Source organism: Tamlana carrageenivorans (assembly GCF_002893765.1).
Classification (GTDB): Bacteria; Bacteroidota; Bacteroidia; order Flavobacteriales; family Flavobacteriaceae; genus Pseudotamlana; species Pseudotamlana carrageenivorans.
In genome coordinates, this window is the sequence record NZ_CP025938.1 from 342,541 (window position 1) to 358,855 (window position 16,315).

17 protein-coding genes and 1 pseudogene are annotated in these 16,315 nt (G+C 34.2%); 7 read left to right on the top strand and 11 right to left on the bottom strand.

Annotation, left to right across the window (positions count from 1 at the left end; translation table 11 throughout):
• Positions 1–169 precede the first annotated feature (169 nt).
• From C1A40_RS01590 to C1A40_RS01615, 6 genes and pseudogenes are all read left to right on the top strand, one after another.
• A complete protein-coding gene (locus C1A40_RS01590; RefSeq protein WP_102994363.1) occupies positions 170–1,789 on the top strand; it encodes a glycoside hydrolase family 28 protein in 1,620 nt (539 codons plus the stop codon).
• Positions 1,790–1,882: 93 nt separating this feature from the next.
• The gene (locus C1A40_RS01595) at positions 1,883–2,134 is read left to right on the top strand and encodes a hypothetical protein (protein ID WP_102994364.1); all 252 of its coding nucleotides are present in this window, start codon (positions 1,883–1,885) and stop codon (positions 2,132–2,134) included.
• Positions 2,124–2,834 (top strand): hypothetical protein, encoded by a 711-nt coding sequence (locus tag C1A40_RS01600; protein WP_102994365.1) that lies wholly within the window; start codon positions 2,124–2,126, stop codon positions 2,832–2,834. The genes C1A40_RS01595 and C1A40_RS01600 overlap by 11 nt, the downstream gene beginning before the upstream one ends.
• Positions 2,835–2,848: 14 nt before the next feature.
• A pseudogene (locus C1A40_RS01605) lies at positions 2,849–4,011 on the top strand (IS3 family transposase).
• A 625-nt stretch (positions 4,012–4,636) separates the two neighbouring features.
• Positions 4,637–5,515, top strand: a complete 879-nt coding sequence (locus tag C1A40_RS01610) for an IS982 family transposase (protein WP_102994366.1) — start codon at positions 4,637–4,639, stop codon at positions 5,513–5,515.
• Between the two features lie 195 nt (positions 5,516–5,710).
• Positions 5,711–5,941, top strand: coding sequence for a hypothetical protein (locus tag C1A40_RS01615; RefSeq protein ID WP_199287733.1), 231 nt, complete (start codon positions 5,711–5,713; stop codon positions 5,939–5,941).
• Between the two features lie 303 nt (positions 5,942–6,244).
• On the opposite strand, the gene C1A40_RS01620 is transcribed toward C1A40_RS01615, so the two are convergent.
• Entirely contained in the window at positions 6,245–7,414 is a 1,170-nt protein-coding gene (locus C1A40_RS01620; protein ID WP_102994367.1) for an IS4 family transposase, read from the bottom strand.
• A 109-nt stretch (positions 7,415–7,523) separates the two neighbouring features.
• Entirely contained in the window at positions 7,524–8,180 is a 657-nt protein-coding gene (locus tag C1A40_RS01625; protein WP_102994368.1) for a peptidoglycan DD-metalloendopeptidase family protein, read from the bottom strand.
• A 209-nt stretch (positions 8,181–8,389) separates the two neighbouring features.
• Between C1A40_RS01625 and ttcA the strand changes: the two genes are divergently transcribed.
• Entirely contained in the window at positions 8,390–9,157 is a 768-nt protein-coding gene (gene ttcA, locus C1A40_RS01630) for a tRNA 2-thiocytidine(32) synthetase TtcA (RefSeq protein ID WP_102994369.1), read from the top strand.
• A 296-nt stretch (positions 9,158–9,453) separates the two neighbouring features.
• Here the strand turns inward: ttcA and rimO are convergent, their stop codons facing one another.
• From rimO to C1A40_RS01675, 9 genes are all read right to left on the bottom strand, one after another.
• On the bottom strand, positions 9,454–10,758 hold the full coding sequence (gene rimO / locus C1A40_RS01635; RefSeq protein ID WP_102994370.1) for a 30S ribosomal protein S12 methylthiotransferase RimO: 1,305 nt from the start codon (positions 10,756–10,758) through the stop codon (positions 9,454–9,456).
• 504 nt (positions 10,759–11,262) lie between these two features.
• The gene (gene ftsY / locus C1A40_RS01640) at positions 11,263–12,237 is read right to left on the bottom strand and encodes a signal recognition particle-docking protein FtsY (RefSeq protein ID WP_102994371.1); all 975 of its coding nucleotides are present in this window, start codon (positions 12,235–12,237) and stop codon (positions 11,263–11,265) included.
• A 212-nt stretch (positions 12,238–12,449) separates the two neighbouring features.
• Entirely contained in the window at positions 12,450–12,602 is a 153-nt protein-coding gene (locus C1A40_RS01645; protein ID WP_067148695.1) for a DUF4295 domain-containing protein, read from the bottom strand.
• Positions 12,603–12,650: 48 nt separating this feature from the next.
• Entirely contained in the window at positions 12,651–12,833 is a 183-nt protein-coding gene (rpmG, locus tag C1A40_RS01650) for a 50S ribosomal protein L33 (protein WP_102994372.1), read from the bottom strand.
• 25 nt (positions 12,834–12,858) lie between these two features.
• On the bottom strand, positions 12,859–13,095 hold the full coding sequence (gene rpmB / locus C1A40_RS01655) for a 50S ribosomal protein L28 (protein ID WP_067148698.1): 237 nt from the start codon (positions 13,093–13,095) through the stop codon (positions 12,859–12,861).
• A gap of 83 nt (positions 13,096–13,178) precedes the next feature.
• Positions 13,179–14,429 (bottom strand): competence/damage-inducible protein A, encoded by a 1,251-nt coding sequence (locus tag C1A40_RS01660; protein ID WP_102994373.1) that lies wholly within the window; start codon positions 14,427–14,429, stop codon positions 13,179–13,181.
• Between the two features lie 8 nt (positions 14,430–14,437).
• On the bottom strand, positions 14,438–14,779 hold the full coding sequence (locus tag C1A40_RS01665) for an Hpt domain-containing protein (protein WP_102994374.1): 342 nt from the start codon (positions 14,777–14,779) through the stop codon (positions 14,438–14,440).
• A complete protein-coding gene (locus tag C1A40_RS01670) occupies positions 14,780–15,391 on the bottom strand; it encodes a fumarylacetoacetate hydrolase family protein (protein ID WP_102994375.1) in 612 nt (203 codons plus the stop codon).
• 70 nt (positions 15,392–15,461) lie between these two features.
• Positions 15,462–16,238: a 3'-5' exonuclease gene (locus tag C1A40_RS01675; RefSeq protein WP_102994376.1), complete on the bottom strand. Its 777-nt coding sequence runs from the start codon at positions 16,236–16,238 to the stop codon at positions 15,462–15,464.
• Between the last annotated feature and the right edge of the window lie 77 nt (positions 16,239–16,315).

The window sequence follows — 16,315 nt, forward strand, 5'->3', positions numbered from 1 at the left end:
CTTATATAACAGTCTCCTTTTTTATCCAGTCATGGCCATCTTTTTAAATTAAAGCGTTTATAGTTAGTCAAAAACAAATCTCTTTGCCATAATTTAAGTAAATTAGAGGTCGTTTGTACAACTAAAAACAACTTACATAATTTTCTAAAATCCTTTAATCGGCTACCTTATGAAACCATTAAGCACACTATTCGCTTTTATTCTTTTTTCTAGCTTTTTAAGCGCACAAAATATCACACAAGAAGAGGTGAATCAGCACCTTCAAAATTTACCCTTTCAATCTTTTAACATCAAACTCCCAAGCTTCCCAAATAAAACCTATACCATCACTGATTATGGAGCCATTGGAGATGGAGTATTTAAAAACACCAATATAATTAATAATGCAATAAAGAAGTGTTCGCAGGAAGGAGGTGGTAAAGTCATTATACCTCAAGGCTTATTTATTACAGGACCAATTACCCTAGCAAGCGATGTTAATTTACATTTAGAACACGGTGCAATACTTATGTTTAGTGATAATGCAATCGATTACCCGTTAGTGTATTCTTCTAGTGGTAAAGCCAGTATGCCTTCCTTAATAAATGGCGAACATTTGAAAAACGTTGCCATAACAGGTCACGGAATTATAAACGGAAATGGCGACAAATGGCGTCCTATTAAAAAAGAAAAGCGTACTGAAAAACAGTGGAAAGCCTTAGTGAAATCCGGAGGAGAACTCAGTTCCGATGGGAAACTATGGTTTCCACGTAAAGGGACACAGATAGCTATCGACTTAAAGAAATCTTTAAAAACATCGCAAATGACCAAAAGCGACTGGGAACGTGTTCGCCTCACGCTACGTCCCTACACTTTAAATATTGAAAACACAAAAAACATGCTCGTTGAAGGGCTTACTTTAATGAATTCACCCCATATCACCAATATGCTTAGGGGTATTAATGGTTTGGTTATGAACGATGTAAAAGTTCTTAACGAATGGTGGTACCAAAATGCCGATGGTTTAGACATAAGTCGCTGCCAAAACGTCCTGCTTTACAACTGTACTGTAAACACAGGCGACGATGGCATTTGTATGAAATCAAGCGGCATGAAAGGTGATCAATACCGTTTAGAAAATATCGTTATCAAAAATTGTAAAGTATATCACGCACATGGTGGATTCGTAATAGGAAGCAATACCGATGGTCGAATGAACAACATTTATGTTAAAAACCTAAGTTGTAGTTTAACCGATATTGGTTTACGTTTTAAATCGGATGTTACCCGTGGTGGTAGAGTTACCAATATTTTTATTGAGGATGTTTTTATGAGTGATTTACTTGGTGAAGCGATTTCATTCAATTTAAATTATAAAGATAATGCCGCTATTCCTGTTGATATTGATGCATCAAAATATTTAGCCCCTGATTTTGATGGCATTCATTTTAAAAACATTTATTGTTATGGCGCTGAAAAAGCTTGCATCGTTGGTGGTGTTGATGCCCATTTAAATGTTAAAAATGTAACTTTTGTAAATGTTTTAATTCAAGCTAAAAAAGGCTTTGAAGCCAACGAAAGTCAGGATATTACCTTAGACAACGTACAGGTACTTAATCAGATTGGCGCGGCTTTTAGTTTGAAAAACACTAAAAACTTTCGTTTTAAAAACATGAAAGCTTTTGAGGACACAGCTATTCTTGTAGAAGGAGCGAATACTAAAAACATTTTGGTTGAAAACTCAAATCTCACTTTAAACCATTTTGAAATTTCAGAAGAGGTGAATAAAACCAGCATCACAATAAAATAAATTATGGACTAGTAATAAAGTACCAAGCTATGTTATTTTGAGCCTGTCGAATCCATTTTATGACACTATCCATTCAAAGAAAACTCAAAGTATGTGAAGCCGATAAAAGGCAGCGATTGGAACTTCGGGAAATGGGCAACATCAATGAGTAGTGTTTATCCCGGTAATGCCGAATTATTGATTGCTTATTATATTTCAACCGTTTTTAGTGACCTTATCTGCAAAGCCAATTTCGGATACTTCCCTTTATTGTTCCTTTTCGGGAAACGTCAATCAGGTAAGAGTACAGCAGCTCGAAGCATCATGTATATGTTTGGCAAACCCCCAATGGAATATGGCAATTAACCTCGCATCAGGGAGTACAAGTACAGGTATGCAGCGTAGTATGGATTCCACTACCAACCATCCGCTTTGGGGTAATGAGTACAAGAACAGTATTCAGAAGAATACCATCGAGGCGTTAAAAGGTATTGACGACCGAAACGGTAAATTGACAGGTGTAAAATCGGGAGGCAACGAAACACGTATTGCCAAGCCCAGGGGTTCGGGAATTATTAGCGGTCAGGATTTGCCAACACAAGACCCTGCTTTATGTAGCCGTAGTTTGTTGGGCGAATTTGATGATACCAACAGGGGGAACTATTCCGATTTAAAATCATTTAAAGCAGCCGAGGAAAGTTTACAGTTTATCAATATTACTTGTTCCGTTTTTGATTTTCGGTATTTGGTTGAAGAACATTACTCAAAAGAGGAACCAGGTGTAAGTTCAGAGGTCATGGATGAACTGACCAGTGAATACGGTAATGTCGACCGTAGAACGGTACTCAATATCTCATCGGTTCTTACGCCTATGAAAATTCTAATGGAGCATTCCGATTTGGAGTTTCCATTTGATTATCAAACAGCAAAACAATCTTTGATTCGATCTGCCAAACTTACCATATCCGTACAGCATCAAAGCGATCAAGTGGAGCAATACTTTCATGTGCTGCAATCTTTGGTTGAAGTGTCTACCTTTGTTGTGACGGTTTTATATAGAGTATAAACTATATTTGAATTATGGGAAAAAAATATGACAACGAGTTTAAATCGATGATATTAGATTTATCAAAATCTGGTATACGAACAAAACAACTGAGTGAAGAATATGGAGTTCATACAAGTGTTATTAATAGATGGAAACAAGAGTATGATTTAAAAGGAGGAGATTTTTCTAAAAATGAACCTAAATCCAAAGAACATCAAGAACTTATAGCATTAAAAAAGGAATTAAGAGATGTTAAAATGGAACGTGACATCTTAAAAAAGGCGGTGAGCATCTTTTCCAAGAGCGACAGATAAGGTATAACTTCATTTTATCAAACAAAAATACTTATCCTGTCGAAAAGATGTGCAAATGCATGAAGGTTAGTAAAAATGCTTATTACCATTGGCTTAAAACCAAAGACACCTTAAAGGTTAATTCCTCTAAATCATTTTTAAAAGACAGAATCGAAGCTATATTTGACAATAGTAAACAGATTTATGGTAGCTATCGAATTCAAAAACAACTTGAACGAGAAAAGCTTTTTTATTCCCGTTCATATGTGGGGTTACTTATGAAAGAAATGGGACTAAGAAGTGTAATGAATAAGAAATTTGTGGTAACTACGGATTCAAATCATTCTCTAAAAACAGCTAAAAATGAATTAGACAGGGATTTTACCAGTTTTTCTTTAGGCTACAAATTAGTCTCTGACATTACGTATATAAGAGTTAATCAACAATAGAACTATTTAACCACGATAATGGATTTGGCTGATAGAAAAATAATAGGCTGGTCTTTAAGTGAAGATATGACTACTGAGAATACGGTTTTAAAGGCCTGGGTTGATGCTAGAAGAAACAGAGTGATAAACCAGCAGTGTATTTTTCATTCGGACAGGGGTGTGCAATATGCATCCAACAGAATCACAAATATGTTCTTTTTTAATCAAAAAGTGATACAAAACATGAGTAGAAAGGGAAATTGCTGGGATAATGCTGTAGCTGAAAGTTTTTTTAAAACCATTAAATATGAGTGGATTAACAGATTTAAGTATACGTCTTATAATCAATTATACAAATCTATTGATCAATATTTAAACTGGTATAACACTCAAAGATTACATTCTAGTTTAGGATACATGACGCCTCTTGAAAAAGAATTACAATTAAAAGGATTTATTAACAAAGCTGCTTAGTATAAAATAGTACCAAATTTATTAGGTAGTCCAGGTTAACCTGTACAAGCTTATCGAGGATGTACATTACAAGATTGAGGTTGGAGAAAACAACAGCAAACAACTTTACCTGAGAGTTGGCTCGATACACGGACTGTACAGAGAACAAGCACGAAAAGAATGATTAACCACGCTAGACCAGGCGGTTGTTGGTGAGTAACTGAAGAAACACCGCTCATTTATAGAACACCGCAGAAAAAATGTATTGTTTGGCAAAAGCCGGACAAGTGCCTACATACTAAATTATGACATACTCAAAGACCAGGGCTTTGAATTGGAAAGGATAACCTTATAAAACACAAAACTATGCAGTTTTACTTTAGCTATGTTATTAAAGCAAAAACCGTCCTCATTTTATTTTACTGATAATAAGATGCATAACTAAAACATGAGGAATGAGGACGGTTTTGTAAACATACCATAGGTCACAGAAAAGCATTAGGACATTTGTCATTCACATTAATTTAACCTTAAAACAATCTGATAATTAATCTGATCTTTACCCGTTGTGCATTATGATTTAAAAGAAAAAAGTTGTTCATCTTACTGAAAATCAGTAAATTGATTTAACCACAAATCATTAATAATGAACAACTTGAGTGCAAATTACGAAAGAATATTGGAAGTATTAAGAAAAATATCGAAAGAACAACTTTTAAGTTATCAAAGACGACAACCAAAGCTTAGTGATTTAGAACTTATCAGCTTGAGTCTTACTGCCGAATTTATGGGAATAGATAGTGAAAATGACCTTTTTAGAAAACTTCCAGATTCCCTATTATCAAAAATAGAGAGAAGTGTCTACAATAGAAGAAGACGAAAACTAGTTAATAAGCTCAACAGTATCAGGTTAAGCTTAGCTTCCCATTTTAATGAATTTGAAGATTATTTTGTAGTAGATAGTATGCCTTTAGAAGTTTGTAAATTATCACGCAGTTCTCGTTCAAAGATTTGTAAAGAAAACACTTATGCATTTCCAGATAAAGGTTATTGTACAGCTCAAAGTTCTAATTATTACGGTTATAAACTGCACGCTGTTTGTTCTGTAAATGGTGTCTTTCAAAGTATCGATTTGAGTCCAGCATCTGTACACGATATTAATTATCTTAAAGATATTAAGATGCAAATAAGCGATTGTACATTAATTGGTGATAAAGGCTATTTATCAACAGAAATACAGCTTAACTTGTTTGAAACCTGTAATATAACGCTAAATACACCTATGAGAAGCAATCAAAAAAATTACAAAGTACAGCCTTATGTATTTAGAAAAAAGAGGAAAAGGATAGAAACATTATTTTCACAACTTTGTGACCAATTTATGATAAGACGCAATTATGCTAAAACTTTTGAAGGTTTTAAAACAAGAATCGTAGCTAAGATAACTGCTTTAACAACTATTCAGTATATCAATAAGTTTATTTTTGGGAGAAACATTAATAATATTAAAATTAACATTATTTAAAATGCACAACGGGTTGATCTTTATATTTTTATACATTAGTGTCCGATAAAAGATTTTAAAAGCGGGATTTCCAAGATAGGATTTCCCGCTTATTTTGTATCTTGAAGTTATCACACATCCAAGATATGAATAAAAGTAAAAACTTTAGCGGACAACCCATAATCAAACAGGTATTAAATTTCATTTTGCCCAAAGATGTTCAAGCGGCTTAAACAGAACTTTCCGCTAAAGTATTTTTTGGGAGACAATCAAAATGCCATCGAAATACAAATCTGGGTCAGTTTGATAATCCAGCTCATTATGCTTGTGATCCAAAGAAAAGCCCAAAGAAACTGGGCTTATTCCAATATGATGTCCGTCATACGATACCATTTGATGACATATATCGATTTGTTCAAATTCCTGAAAAACCCAGAAGCTAATTGAGAAGAGATTACAACCAAAAACATTGGGCAATTAAGCCTTTTTGACCCATAAGGAGGTTCTGTTTTCAAAATAAAGAGTGCGATCAATAAAAAAGGCCAACACCAAAGCTTTTTTAGCTAATTCTGTTTTTTATCGGACAATAATTATTAATTAATTTACCTATTAAATATACTGAAAAATCAGTAATAAATTGAGCTATATCACTGATAAAGAATTAATTTAATACCAATCCTGTCCTAAACATTTTTGATCTAATCAAAAGTCAACGATTTTACTGGTAATTAGCCATGTTTTTTATCTTTTTCAAAAAAGAACCCCTTGTGTATAATTTTGTTTGGGGGGAGGCTGCTCGTTAAAAGGGCTATCAATCCATTTTTGCAAATCCACTTTGACAAAAAGGTTAAGTCTTATAAAAGCTACTAAATTGGACAAGTACCAATTATATTTTGCATTTGCTTTTAAGGCTTTTAGGATGAGTATAGTAATAAGAGCCGTCCATATTTGTATCATTACGGCATTTTCAGAAGTTCCTATAAACGATTTAATATGTAGCTGTTGTTTGATGTCTCTAAAGAATATCTCAATATCCCATCTAGCTTTGTAGAGTTGGCTAATTGTGTTTGCTGTCCAAGACATTTGGTTGGTAATAAGTTCTATTTCCTGGTTATTTTTATCGTCCCATACAGCTATTCTACGTAGCTTCTTTGGGTATTTTGTTTTTGATTTAGCCCCTGTTAGCTCAATGATTTCATCTTTTAAAACATGATGATGTCTATTTTCTGGCAATTCTTTTTCTTTAATACTCTTAAATTGGATGTTTTCTTTGTGCCTAATTACAAAAAACACTTGGTTGCTGTCCCAAACGTTAAGTAACGAAAAATCATTATAAAATCGATCTGCGACAATAACCGAACGGCTAATCAAAGGAATATCGTAAGCTCCTTTATTATCTGCTGTTTTACCATCGCTAATATTTACATAGTGCGGTAAATTACCATCATAATCAAGCAAGGTGTGCATTTTTACAGCTCCTTTGTGGGTTTTGTATTTTGCCCAATCAAAGAGACTTAAACATAGACTTATCGTTGTAGAATCTAATAGAAATATCTTGGATTTAATTTTGAATTTAACACGTTTTAAGTGAGGGTGCTGTCCAAAACTTTTTAAAAGAACATAGTAGTAATCTCGATAAAGCGTCCAGTCTCGATGTTTGTTTTGATAGCTTATCGTTGATTTAGAAGGTGCTTTCTGTATGCCTAAATGATTAAGGTTTCCTGTGGCAGAGCGAAGTCCATTACTTATATCTCGGACGGATTGACTTTTTGCAAATTGACAAAACAACATGGAGACTAAATGTGTCCAACTATTAAATCCTTTTTGATGTTTATCTATTCCCTTGGCTTTTACAAGTTTAGAAAAACTAGAACGGTCTAATTTGGAGATTATCTGAGAGAACAATGTTATATTTGTCATGGAGAAAGGTTGTTTTTTGTTGTGCAACTCAAAAATAATATTTTGAGATACAAAATCCCTTTCTCTTTTTAAGCGTTTTGGACGCTATTGATTTAATACTATAAATAAATCAACAAAATTTTAAATTGGGACAATTTTTTGCATAGAAGGCTAGAGTTTGCTTACTACAAACCCCAGGATAATCACCACAAAAACCTTGAATATCTTTTATTAGCTGAAAATGTAAATGTGGTGGATAATTTCCATTTACATAAGCATCCCCTAATCTTCCTAAAACTTCACCTTGTTGAAAAGTCTGTCCGATTGAAATATGAGCAATACTGTCCTCACTTAAATGGCCGTAAAGCGTGTAAAACTTGTGTTCATCTAACTCATGTTGTAAAATAATGGTTGGGCCATAATCGCCAAAATTCCTATTGTTCTTAAAGCTATGAATTTTACCTTGTATAGGTGTTAAAATTGGTGTATTTGCAGGACACCAAAAATCCACGCCCAAATGTATATTTCGCGCTTCGCTGTTATTTTCTAAAAAATATGTGCTACGTTTATAAATATGACGTTCCTCTAAATACCCTCCGTAAGCCACTTCCGCCTCATGGGTATCAAGAAAATCATTAATATAAGCACTGAAACTTTCAACAGAATTCAAATCTACTTTTGAAAATCGTTTATTGGTAACCGATAAATCAATAGAGACATATTTAGAAGCTTCAAATAGTTTTAAAGGCTGTTTTAGCTTTTTAATAACATCATCAATTACATCCATTTTTACGGTAACTTAAGTTAATTTAACAGTTGTAATATAAGCGAAATTTTCAAAAACGAGTTAGACAAAATTCTACTTTTCAATATGAAATTATAAGTTTACAAAATAAACTTCGGCAGATTTTTAAAATGGTATTGAATTCATAAAATACCATAATTTAGTTGTCATATATAATTCCAGAATATGACATAATGTAATACTTTTGCAAGATGGAAAGTATAGAACAGGTTACTAAAAAATTACATCGCGCTACAGGCGAGGCCATTAAAAAATATACTATGATTGAAGATGGCGATCGCATTATGGTTTGTCTTTCTGGCGGTAAAGACAGCTACACTTTGCTTCAAATGTTGCTTCACTTTCAAAAGGTGGCTCCCATTTCTTTTGAAATCATGGCGGTAAATTTAGATCAAAAACAACCTGGTTTCCCCGAACATGTACTTCCTGAATATTTAAATGAGTTAGGTGTTTCTTATAAAATCATTGAAAAAAACACGTATAAAGTAGTAATGGAAAAGACCCCTGAAGGTAAAACTACCTGCAGTCTGTGTTCCAGACTACGACGTGGCACGCTCTATGAAGCTGCCAAAGATTTAGGCTGCAATAAACTAGCGCTAGGCCATCATAGAAATGACATTATTGAAACCTTTTTATTGAACTTCTTTTTTGCTGGTAAATTAGAAGCTATGCCCCCCAAATTTAAGAATGACGCTGGCGATTTAATTGTTTTACGCCCCTTAGCCCTATGCAAAGAATCGGATATAGAAGTATATGCACAGCACATGGATTTCCCGATCATTCCCTGTAATTTATGTGGTTCTCAAGAAAATTTACAACGTAAAAAAGTAAAAGAAATGATTAGCCAATGGGAAAATGAATTTCCTGACAGAAGTTCGGTTATGCTCAATGCCTTACAGAATGTATCACCCTCTCACCTTTTGGATAAGAATATTTACGATTTTGATGTTTTGGAATAGGTTTTTAAAATAATAAAACACCTATTTTTTTGTCATTCCGATAGGCAGTAAGGAATCTCTTTTTAGAACTAGGATATTCCTTACCGAGAAGATTTCTCCTAAGCTAGAAATCACAGTAGGCGTGTGTTATGCAGATAGAAACTTATCTCCTTTAATAGGGGCGTTGGCGTGGAGTTGAGAACATTATAGCTTCCATTAAACAAAAACTTCGCGACTCCGCTCGAAGACCTTGTAAACTTCCAGAAATAAGATGCTTCAGTCGTACCTCCTTCTGCATGACAGCGCATAAGCATTTACTAAGAAATTACCTCACCGTATAAATCGAAATCCTCTGCTTCAATAATTTTTACCATAGCAAACTCACCTGTTTTTAAATAGGTTTTAGTAGCATCTATTAAAACTTCGTTATCTACATCAGGCGAATCAAACTCGGTACGTCCAACAAAATAGTTTCCTTCTTTTCTATCGATAACCACTTTAAACTCCTGCCCTATTTTTTGTTGGTTTAATTCCCATGAAATTTGAGATTGAATTTCCATGATTTGATTGGCGCGATCAATTTTTACTTCTTCAGGAACATCATCTTCCAAATTATAGGCATGTGTATTCTCTTCATGACTATAAGTGAAACAGCCTAAACGCTCAAAACGCATATCGCTAACCCACTGTTTTAGTTCTTGGAAATTCGCTTCAGTTTCACCAGGATACCCCACAATCAATGTCGTTCTAATAGTCATTTCAGGCACTTTAGCACGAAATTCTTGAATTAACTTTGTTGTTTTTTCCTTAGTCGTTCCGCGGCGCATACTCTTTAGTATATCATCTGAAATATGTTGTAATGGAATATCTAAATAGTTACAAACTTTTGGTTCGCGGTTCATAATATCTAATACATCCATAGGGAATCCCGTTGGAAACGCGTAATGCAAACGAATCCATTCGATACCATCAACCTTTACTAAGGCTTCTAACAATTCGGCCAGGTTACGTTTTTTATATAAATCTAAACCGTAATAGGTTAAATCTTGAGCAATTAAAATTAATTCTTTAACGCCGTTTGCAGCCAATTTTTCAGCTTCAGTAACCAAGTCTTCAATAGGCGTACTTTTATGCTTACCGCGCATAATAGGAATGGCACAGAACGAACATGGTCTATCGCAACCCTCAGCAATTTTTAAATAGGCATAATTTTTAGGTGTTGTCGTTAAACGTTCTCCAATCAACTCATGCTTATAGTCGGCTCCCAAAGCTTTTAATAGTCCTGGTAATTCGGTTGTCCCAAAATACTGATCGACATTAGGAATTTCCTTCTGTAAATCTGGCTTATAACGCTCACTTAAACAGCCAGTAACAAAAACCTTATCGACTTCACCATCCTCTTTCTTTTGCATGTACTCTAAAATAGTGTTCACACTTTCCTCCTTGGCATTATTTATAAAACCACAGGTGTTAATCACAACAACGTTGCCTTCTTCTTCATGCACAACATCTTTACCGCTAGCTTTTAATTGCCCCATTAGGACTTCACTGTCGTAAACGTTTTTGCTACAACCTAGAGTAACCACGTTTATTTTATTTTTCTTTAGAGTTTTTGTACGCATAACTTGAATAAATGAGGGGGCAAAGATACGGAATGATTTAGGATTTTAAGTTTTGAATATCAGACTTTATCAAAGCTTTAGAAGTTTAGTTCTAATTTAGTTACTTCTGAACAAAACACCTCCCTTAATCCCTCCTTTTTAGGAGGGAAACTGTTACGTTTAAGTTTCCCCTTTATAAAAAAGGAAATGTATATTTTCTACCCTATTTATTTATTTCACTTCTAATAATGAAAGTTGACTCTGGAAATATAAAGACTTGATGATAGCTATTTTCAAGGCTTTTGAGATACGGAATGATTTAGGAAATGGAATACAAAGCGCCAAATTTATAGAGTCTCAGAGATGCAAAGACACAAAAAGTTAGAACTATTTAGTATCCAGGCTAAACTCCAAAAAGTTCAGGCATATCGCATAAAGCGTAGTGCCTATAACTTAAAAATGTAAAAATTCTAAAAGAAATTAATAGCTAGAATTGAAGAGACTCCTAAATTCACAGGCTTGATTTTATTTAAAAAAAGAATCGACGAATTCAAATTTATTGAAAACTTGTAAATCTTCAATACCCTCGCCTACTCCGATATATTTAACTGGAATTTGGAATTGATCTGAAATACCAATAACCACACCCCCTTTGGCAGTACCATCTAGTTTGGTTACTGCTAATGACGTCACTTCGGTAGCCGCTGTAAATTGCTTAGCTTGCTCGAAAGCGTTTTGCCCTGTAGAGCCGTCTAAAACCAATAATACATCGTGAGGTGCATCGCCAATCACCTTTTGCATCACACGTTTTACTTTAGACAACTCGTTCATTAAGTTTACTTTATTATGCAAACGACCAGCGGTATCTATAATAATAACATCAGCATCTTGATTAACGCCAGATTTTAGGGCATCAAAAGCCACAGAAGCAGGATCGCTTCCCATATCTTGACGTACCATAGGCACATCAACACGATCGGCCCAAACTTGAAGTTGGTCTATGGCAGCGGCTCTAAAAGTATCGGCGGCTCCTAAAACAACTTTTAGACCTTGTTTCTTAAACTGGTAGGCTAGCTTACCTATTGTTGTGGTTTTTCCAACACCATTAACACCAACAACCATTAAAACGTAAGGTGTTTTTGCCCCATTCGGTTGTTTAGGAAGATTAGGAATGGTGTACTCTGTGTCTTCTCCCGAGTTAGTTTCACTTAGAAGTCCAGCAATTTCTTCACGCAATATTTTATTAAGCTCATCGGTGCCCAAATATTTATCTTGAGCTACACGTTCTTCGATACGCTCAATAATTTTAAGGGTTGTATTTACACCTACATCACTAGAAACTAAAACTTCTTCAAGGTTATCTAAAACATCATCATCAACTTTAGATTTCCCAGCTACAGCTTTACCTAATTTATCAAAAAAACTAGATTTAGACTTTTCTAATCCTTTATCTAGGGTTTCTTTTTTTTCTGAGGAAAATATTTTTTTAAAAAAACTCATATGGCTTTGCGGTTGGTTGTTTAAACATATATGGTAACAGAAAACTAAGTTTATCATTCATGTTTTGTTACCTATTGTATTCTTGTCAATTTCCTAACCATTTTAAACAAACTGCTAATATGTCAGAAAATATCGAAAATCATTTCAAATATAAAAATAAAAAAGCTGCTTTCGTAAAGAAAGCAGCTTATAATATCTTGAAACGCTACGTTTTAGTTTTTAGCTAAAAAGTCGTTAACTTCTTCTGGACTCATAATAGATTCAACAAACATGTAAGCTCCTGTTTTTGGAGACTTCACCATTTTTATTGCTTTTGTTAATCTTTTAGATCCTGTTTGTAATGATGCTACTGATTTCTTTGCCATGACCTATTTGGTTTTATTTGGCATTTTTAACAATGTAAAAATGTCTAATTATTTAATTTCTTTATGAACTGTCATACGCTTAAGAATAGGATTAAATTTTTTAATCTGCATTCTATCTGGCGTGTTCTTTTTGTTTTTCGTAGTAATATATCTAGAAGTTCCTGGTTGTCCAGACTCTTTGTGCTCTGTGCACTCTAAAATTACTTGTATTCTGTTGCCTTTCTTTGCCATGTCTTTTTACTTTTAAATACAGCTATTATTTTAAAAATCCTTTAGATTTCGCATCTTTAATCGCTGCAGATATACCAACTTTATTAATGGTTTTTAAAGCAGACGCAGAAACCTTTAAAGTTATCCAGCTGTCTTCTTCTGGAATGTAAAAACGTTTCTTTAGTAAATTCGCATTGAACTTGCGTTTAGTTCTGTTTAATGCATGAGACACGTTGTTTCCAACCATCGCCTTCTTTCCTGTTAGTTCACAAACTCTTGACATTTCTATATAACTTTAATTTCTTTGTTGCTTAAAATCGAGGTGCAAATATACAACTAATTTATATTCTAACAACAGAAACTTAATCAATTTTTAAAAATTTCTTTTAAAAGCATTTCTAAGGCCTTATTTACCGCCTTATTTATGACCTTAATTCGCAAATTTCCAAAGTTAAATTCCTGAGAATAAACGGCATTTTGAGTCGCTACAGCAATAAAAACAGTACCAACTTCTGCCTCTGAATCGCCTTTTTTAGGACCTGCATTGCCCGTTGTTGCAATCGCGTAATCCGACTGAAATAATTCGCGTGCATTTCTCGCCATACTTTCTGCAACCTGTTTACTTACAACAGAATGTGTATTAACTTCTTCTTCAGAAACCTTTAACACATTAATTTTTGATTGCGTTGAGTAGGTAACTAACCCGCCTTTAAAGTAAGCTGAAGCACCAGGATTTACTGTAAACCTCTCGGCAACAGCTCCTCCAGTACAGCTTTCAGCTATTGCTAAGGTTTCACCTAGTTTGGTGAGCTGCTTCGCTATTATGATCTCTACCGAGCCCTCTTCATCTTCTATGCCAGCATATTCTTCTTGTATAAGCGGTATTACAGCATCTATTTGACTTTGAACATCTTTAATAAGCACCTTTTCATCGAAACCTTTGGTGGATAACCGTAATCGCATTAAACCCAAACTGGGCAGGTAAGCTAACTTTATATGCGATGGTAATGCATCTTCCCATGACTCAATACGTTCGGCTAAAGCACTTTCGCCTAAACCATATACTAGTAACGTTTTATGAAGTATATAAGGACAATTGTATTTACGTTTCAAACAAGGAATCACCTCATGCTCAATAAGGGACTCCATTTCATAAGGAACTCCAGGAAGGGAAATAAAAACTTTGTCTCCCTTTTCTATTAACATCCCTGGCGCAGTGCCCAATGTGTTCATTAAAACCTTAGAAGTTGATGGCACTAAAGCCTGGTCTTTATTAACTTGAAGCAATCGTGTTTTAATATGTTGTTGCCAAATAGATTTTATATTTTCTAACACAGACGTGTTTAAAACCAAAGCATCATTAAAGTATTCTGCTATGGTTTTTTTTGTGATATCGTCTTTAGTTGGTCCTAATCCTCCTGTAAGAATAACAATATCGACTCTGTTTTCAGCATCCTCAAGAGCTTTTAATATATGACTCTTATCATCTTGAATAGAAGTAATTTGATATACCGAAACCCCTATTTTATTAAGTTGCTTGGCAATAAAAGCAGAATTTGTATCGATAACCTGACCTATAAGAAGTTCGTCACCTATGGTTATTATTTCTGCAATCATGTATGAATTTATAAATTAAAATCTGCCTTTATTTCAGCTACAGCGTTATCGACTGCAGTTAAAACAATATTTAATTGTTCTGTAATATCTTGATCTTTTTTCTCAAACTTACCCCAATCTTGAACTTCGATAAGCGTTTCTAAAACACCTAATTCAAATAAATCGACTGTAGGCTTCATTTTATGAGCTGCCTGATAGGCATTGTAATAATCTTTATTAGAAACAGCGATTTTCAATCTTTCGGCATCCTCTGGCACTTCACCTAAAAAGGCACCTGCCAAATCAGCTACAAAATCTTCATCATTGTCTGCCAATTCTCGTACCCTAAATAATTTGTAATATTGCTCCATTTACTTTACTGTTATTGAAAACATTTCGTTGTCTTCTAAGGATCCTATTAACTTATCATTTGCGTAAACTTTACCTACGCCTGCTGGGGTACCCGTAAATATAATATCTCCTATCTTTAATGTAAAATATTTAGAGACATATTCTATGATTTCATCGATTTCCCAAAGCATACGGCTAGTATTTCCATTTTGAACAATATTTTCGTTCTTTTTTAAAGAAAACGCAATATCATTAACATTTGGAAATTCCGATTTTGGAATCCAACGTCCTACTACTGCAGCCCCATCAAAAGATTTAGCCTTTTCCCAAGGCAAACCTTTTTCTTTTAATTGACTTTGTAAATCCCGGGCTGTAAAATCAATTCCCAAGCCTATTTCGTTATAATATTTATGCGCAAATTTTTTATCGATATGCTTTCCTACCCTGTTTATTTTCACCAAAACCTCCACCTCATAATGAACGTCATCAGAGAAGTCTGGAATAAAAAAAGGCTGTTTTTTAAGCAGAATTGCGGTATCTGGTTTTATAAAAATAACCGGATCATTAGGCTTTTCATTATGTAACTCTTTAATGTGTTCGGCGTAATTACGTCCGATGCAGATAAGTTTCACTCGGATTATTTTAATTGATTATTGAATATTCTTGGTTATCTATTAATAATTGCAAATTGTTAATTAGGCACTACCCCAACTTATTGTTAAAGCTCCTTAATTTTATGGCTGTTAGTACTTTTTTGGTATACAAGGGAAAATCGGCATTTAATAACCATCCAAAATACCCTGGCTCCTTTTCTAAAACTTCGGTTACCAACTTACCTTTATGTTTTCCAAAAGAAAAACACTCTTCACCATCTTTATTAAAAGCGATAAATCCTGCAAAATCGGCGAACTTTTTTCTGGAACTGAATTCTGCCAAAAACTTAGTGTCATTTTCCAATTCGTCATATTTAGAAAGCTGAGCTTTCAACACTTCGTAAGTCGCGTTGGTATCGGCTGCCGCGGTATGTGCTCCTTCTAAATCTTTATTGCAATAAAACTTATAGGCAGCACTTAATGTACGCTGTTCCATTTTATGAAATATGGTTTGCACATCGATGGCTAAACGGTTTTTCATGTCAAAATCGATACCAGCACGCAACATTTCTTCCGCCAATAGTGGAATATCGAAACGATTAGAATTAAAGCCTCCTAAATCGGAATCCTTAATCATATTATAAATATCTTTTGATAAAGCTTTAAAAGTAGGCTCATTAGCTACTTTTTCATCCGAAATACCATGAATAGCGGTGACTTCTGCCGGAATGGGTCTTTCAGGATTTACCAACCAAGTCTTACTTTCCTTATTTCCGTTTGGAAATACTTTCAATATTGAAATTTCAACAATACGATCAGATGTGATATTGATTCCGGTAGTTTCTAAGTCGAAAAAACAAATAGGTTTTTTAAGGTCGAGTTCCATTCATGTTGTTTTAAAAAATCAAATATAAATAGAATCTACAGAATAGCCTTAAAGGAAACCAAAAAGCTTTTTTTGGT

Coding starts and splice junctions, on each gene's coding strand:
- C1A40_RS01645 (WP_067148695.1), bottom strand. CDS start 12,602: ATGGCAAAGAAATCAGTAGCATCATTACAAACAGGATCTAAAAGATTA.
- ttcA (WP_102994369.1), top strand. CDS start 8,390: ATGGAAAGTATAGAACAGGTTACTAAAAAATTACATCGCGCTACAGGC.
- C1A40_RS01625 (WP_102994368.1), bottom strand. CDS start 8,180: ATGGATGTAATTGATGATGTTATTAAAAAGCTAAAACAGCCTTTAAAA.
- rpmG (WP_102994372.1), bottom strand. CDS start 12,833: ATGGCAAAGAAAGGCAACAGAATACAAGTAATTTTAGAGTGCACAGAG.
- C1A40_RS01600 (WP_102994365.1), top strand. CDS start 2,124: ATGGCAATTAACCTCGCATCAGGGAGTACAAGTACAGGTATGCAGCGT.
- C1A40_RS01620 (WP_102994367.1), bottom strand. CDS start 7,414: ATGACAAATATAACATTGTTCTCTCAGATAATCTCCAAATTAGACCGT.
- C1A40_RS01615 (WP_199287733.1), top strand. CDS start 5,711: ATGTTCAAGCGGCTTAAACAGAACTTTCCGCTAAAGTATTTTTTGGGA.
- rpmB (WP_067148698.1), bottom strand. CDS start 13,095: ATGTCAAGAGTTTGTGAACTAACAGGAAAGAAGGCGATGGTTGGAAAC.
- C1A40_RS01590 (WP_102994363.1), top strand. CDS start 170: ATGAAACCATTAAGCACACTATTCGCTTTTATTCTTTTTTCTAGCTTT.
- C1A40_RS01610 (WP_102994366.1), top strand. CDS start 4,637: ATGAACAACTTGAGTGCAAATTACGAAAGAATATTGGAAGTATTAAGA.
- C1A40_RS01675 (WP_102994376.1), bottom strand. CDS start 16,238: ATGGAACTCGACCTTAAAAAACCTATTTGTTTTTTCGACTTAGAAACT.
- rimO (WP_102994370.1), bottom strand. CDS start 10,758: ATGCGTACAAAAACTCTAAAGAAAAATAAAATAAACGTGGTTACTCTA.
- C1A40_RS01665 (WP_102994374.1), bottom strand. CDS start 14,779: ATGGAGCAATATTACAAATTATTTAGGGTACGAGAATTGGCAGACAAT.
- C1A40_RS01660 (WP_102994373.1), bottom strand. CDS start 14,429: ATGATTGCAGAAATAATAACCATAGGTGACGAACTTCTTATAGGTCAG.
- ftsY (WP_102994371.1), bottom strand. CDS start 12,237: ATGAGTTTTTTTAAAAAAATATTTTCCTCAGAAAAAAAAGAAACCCTA.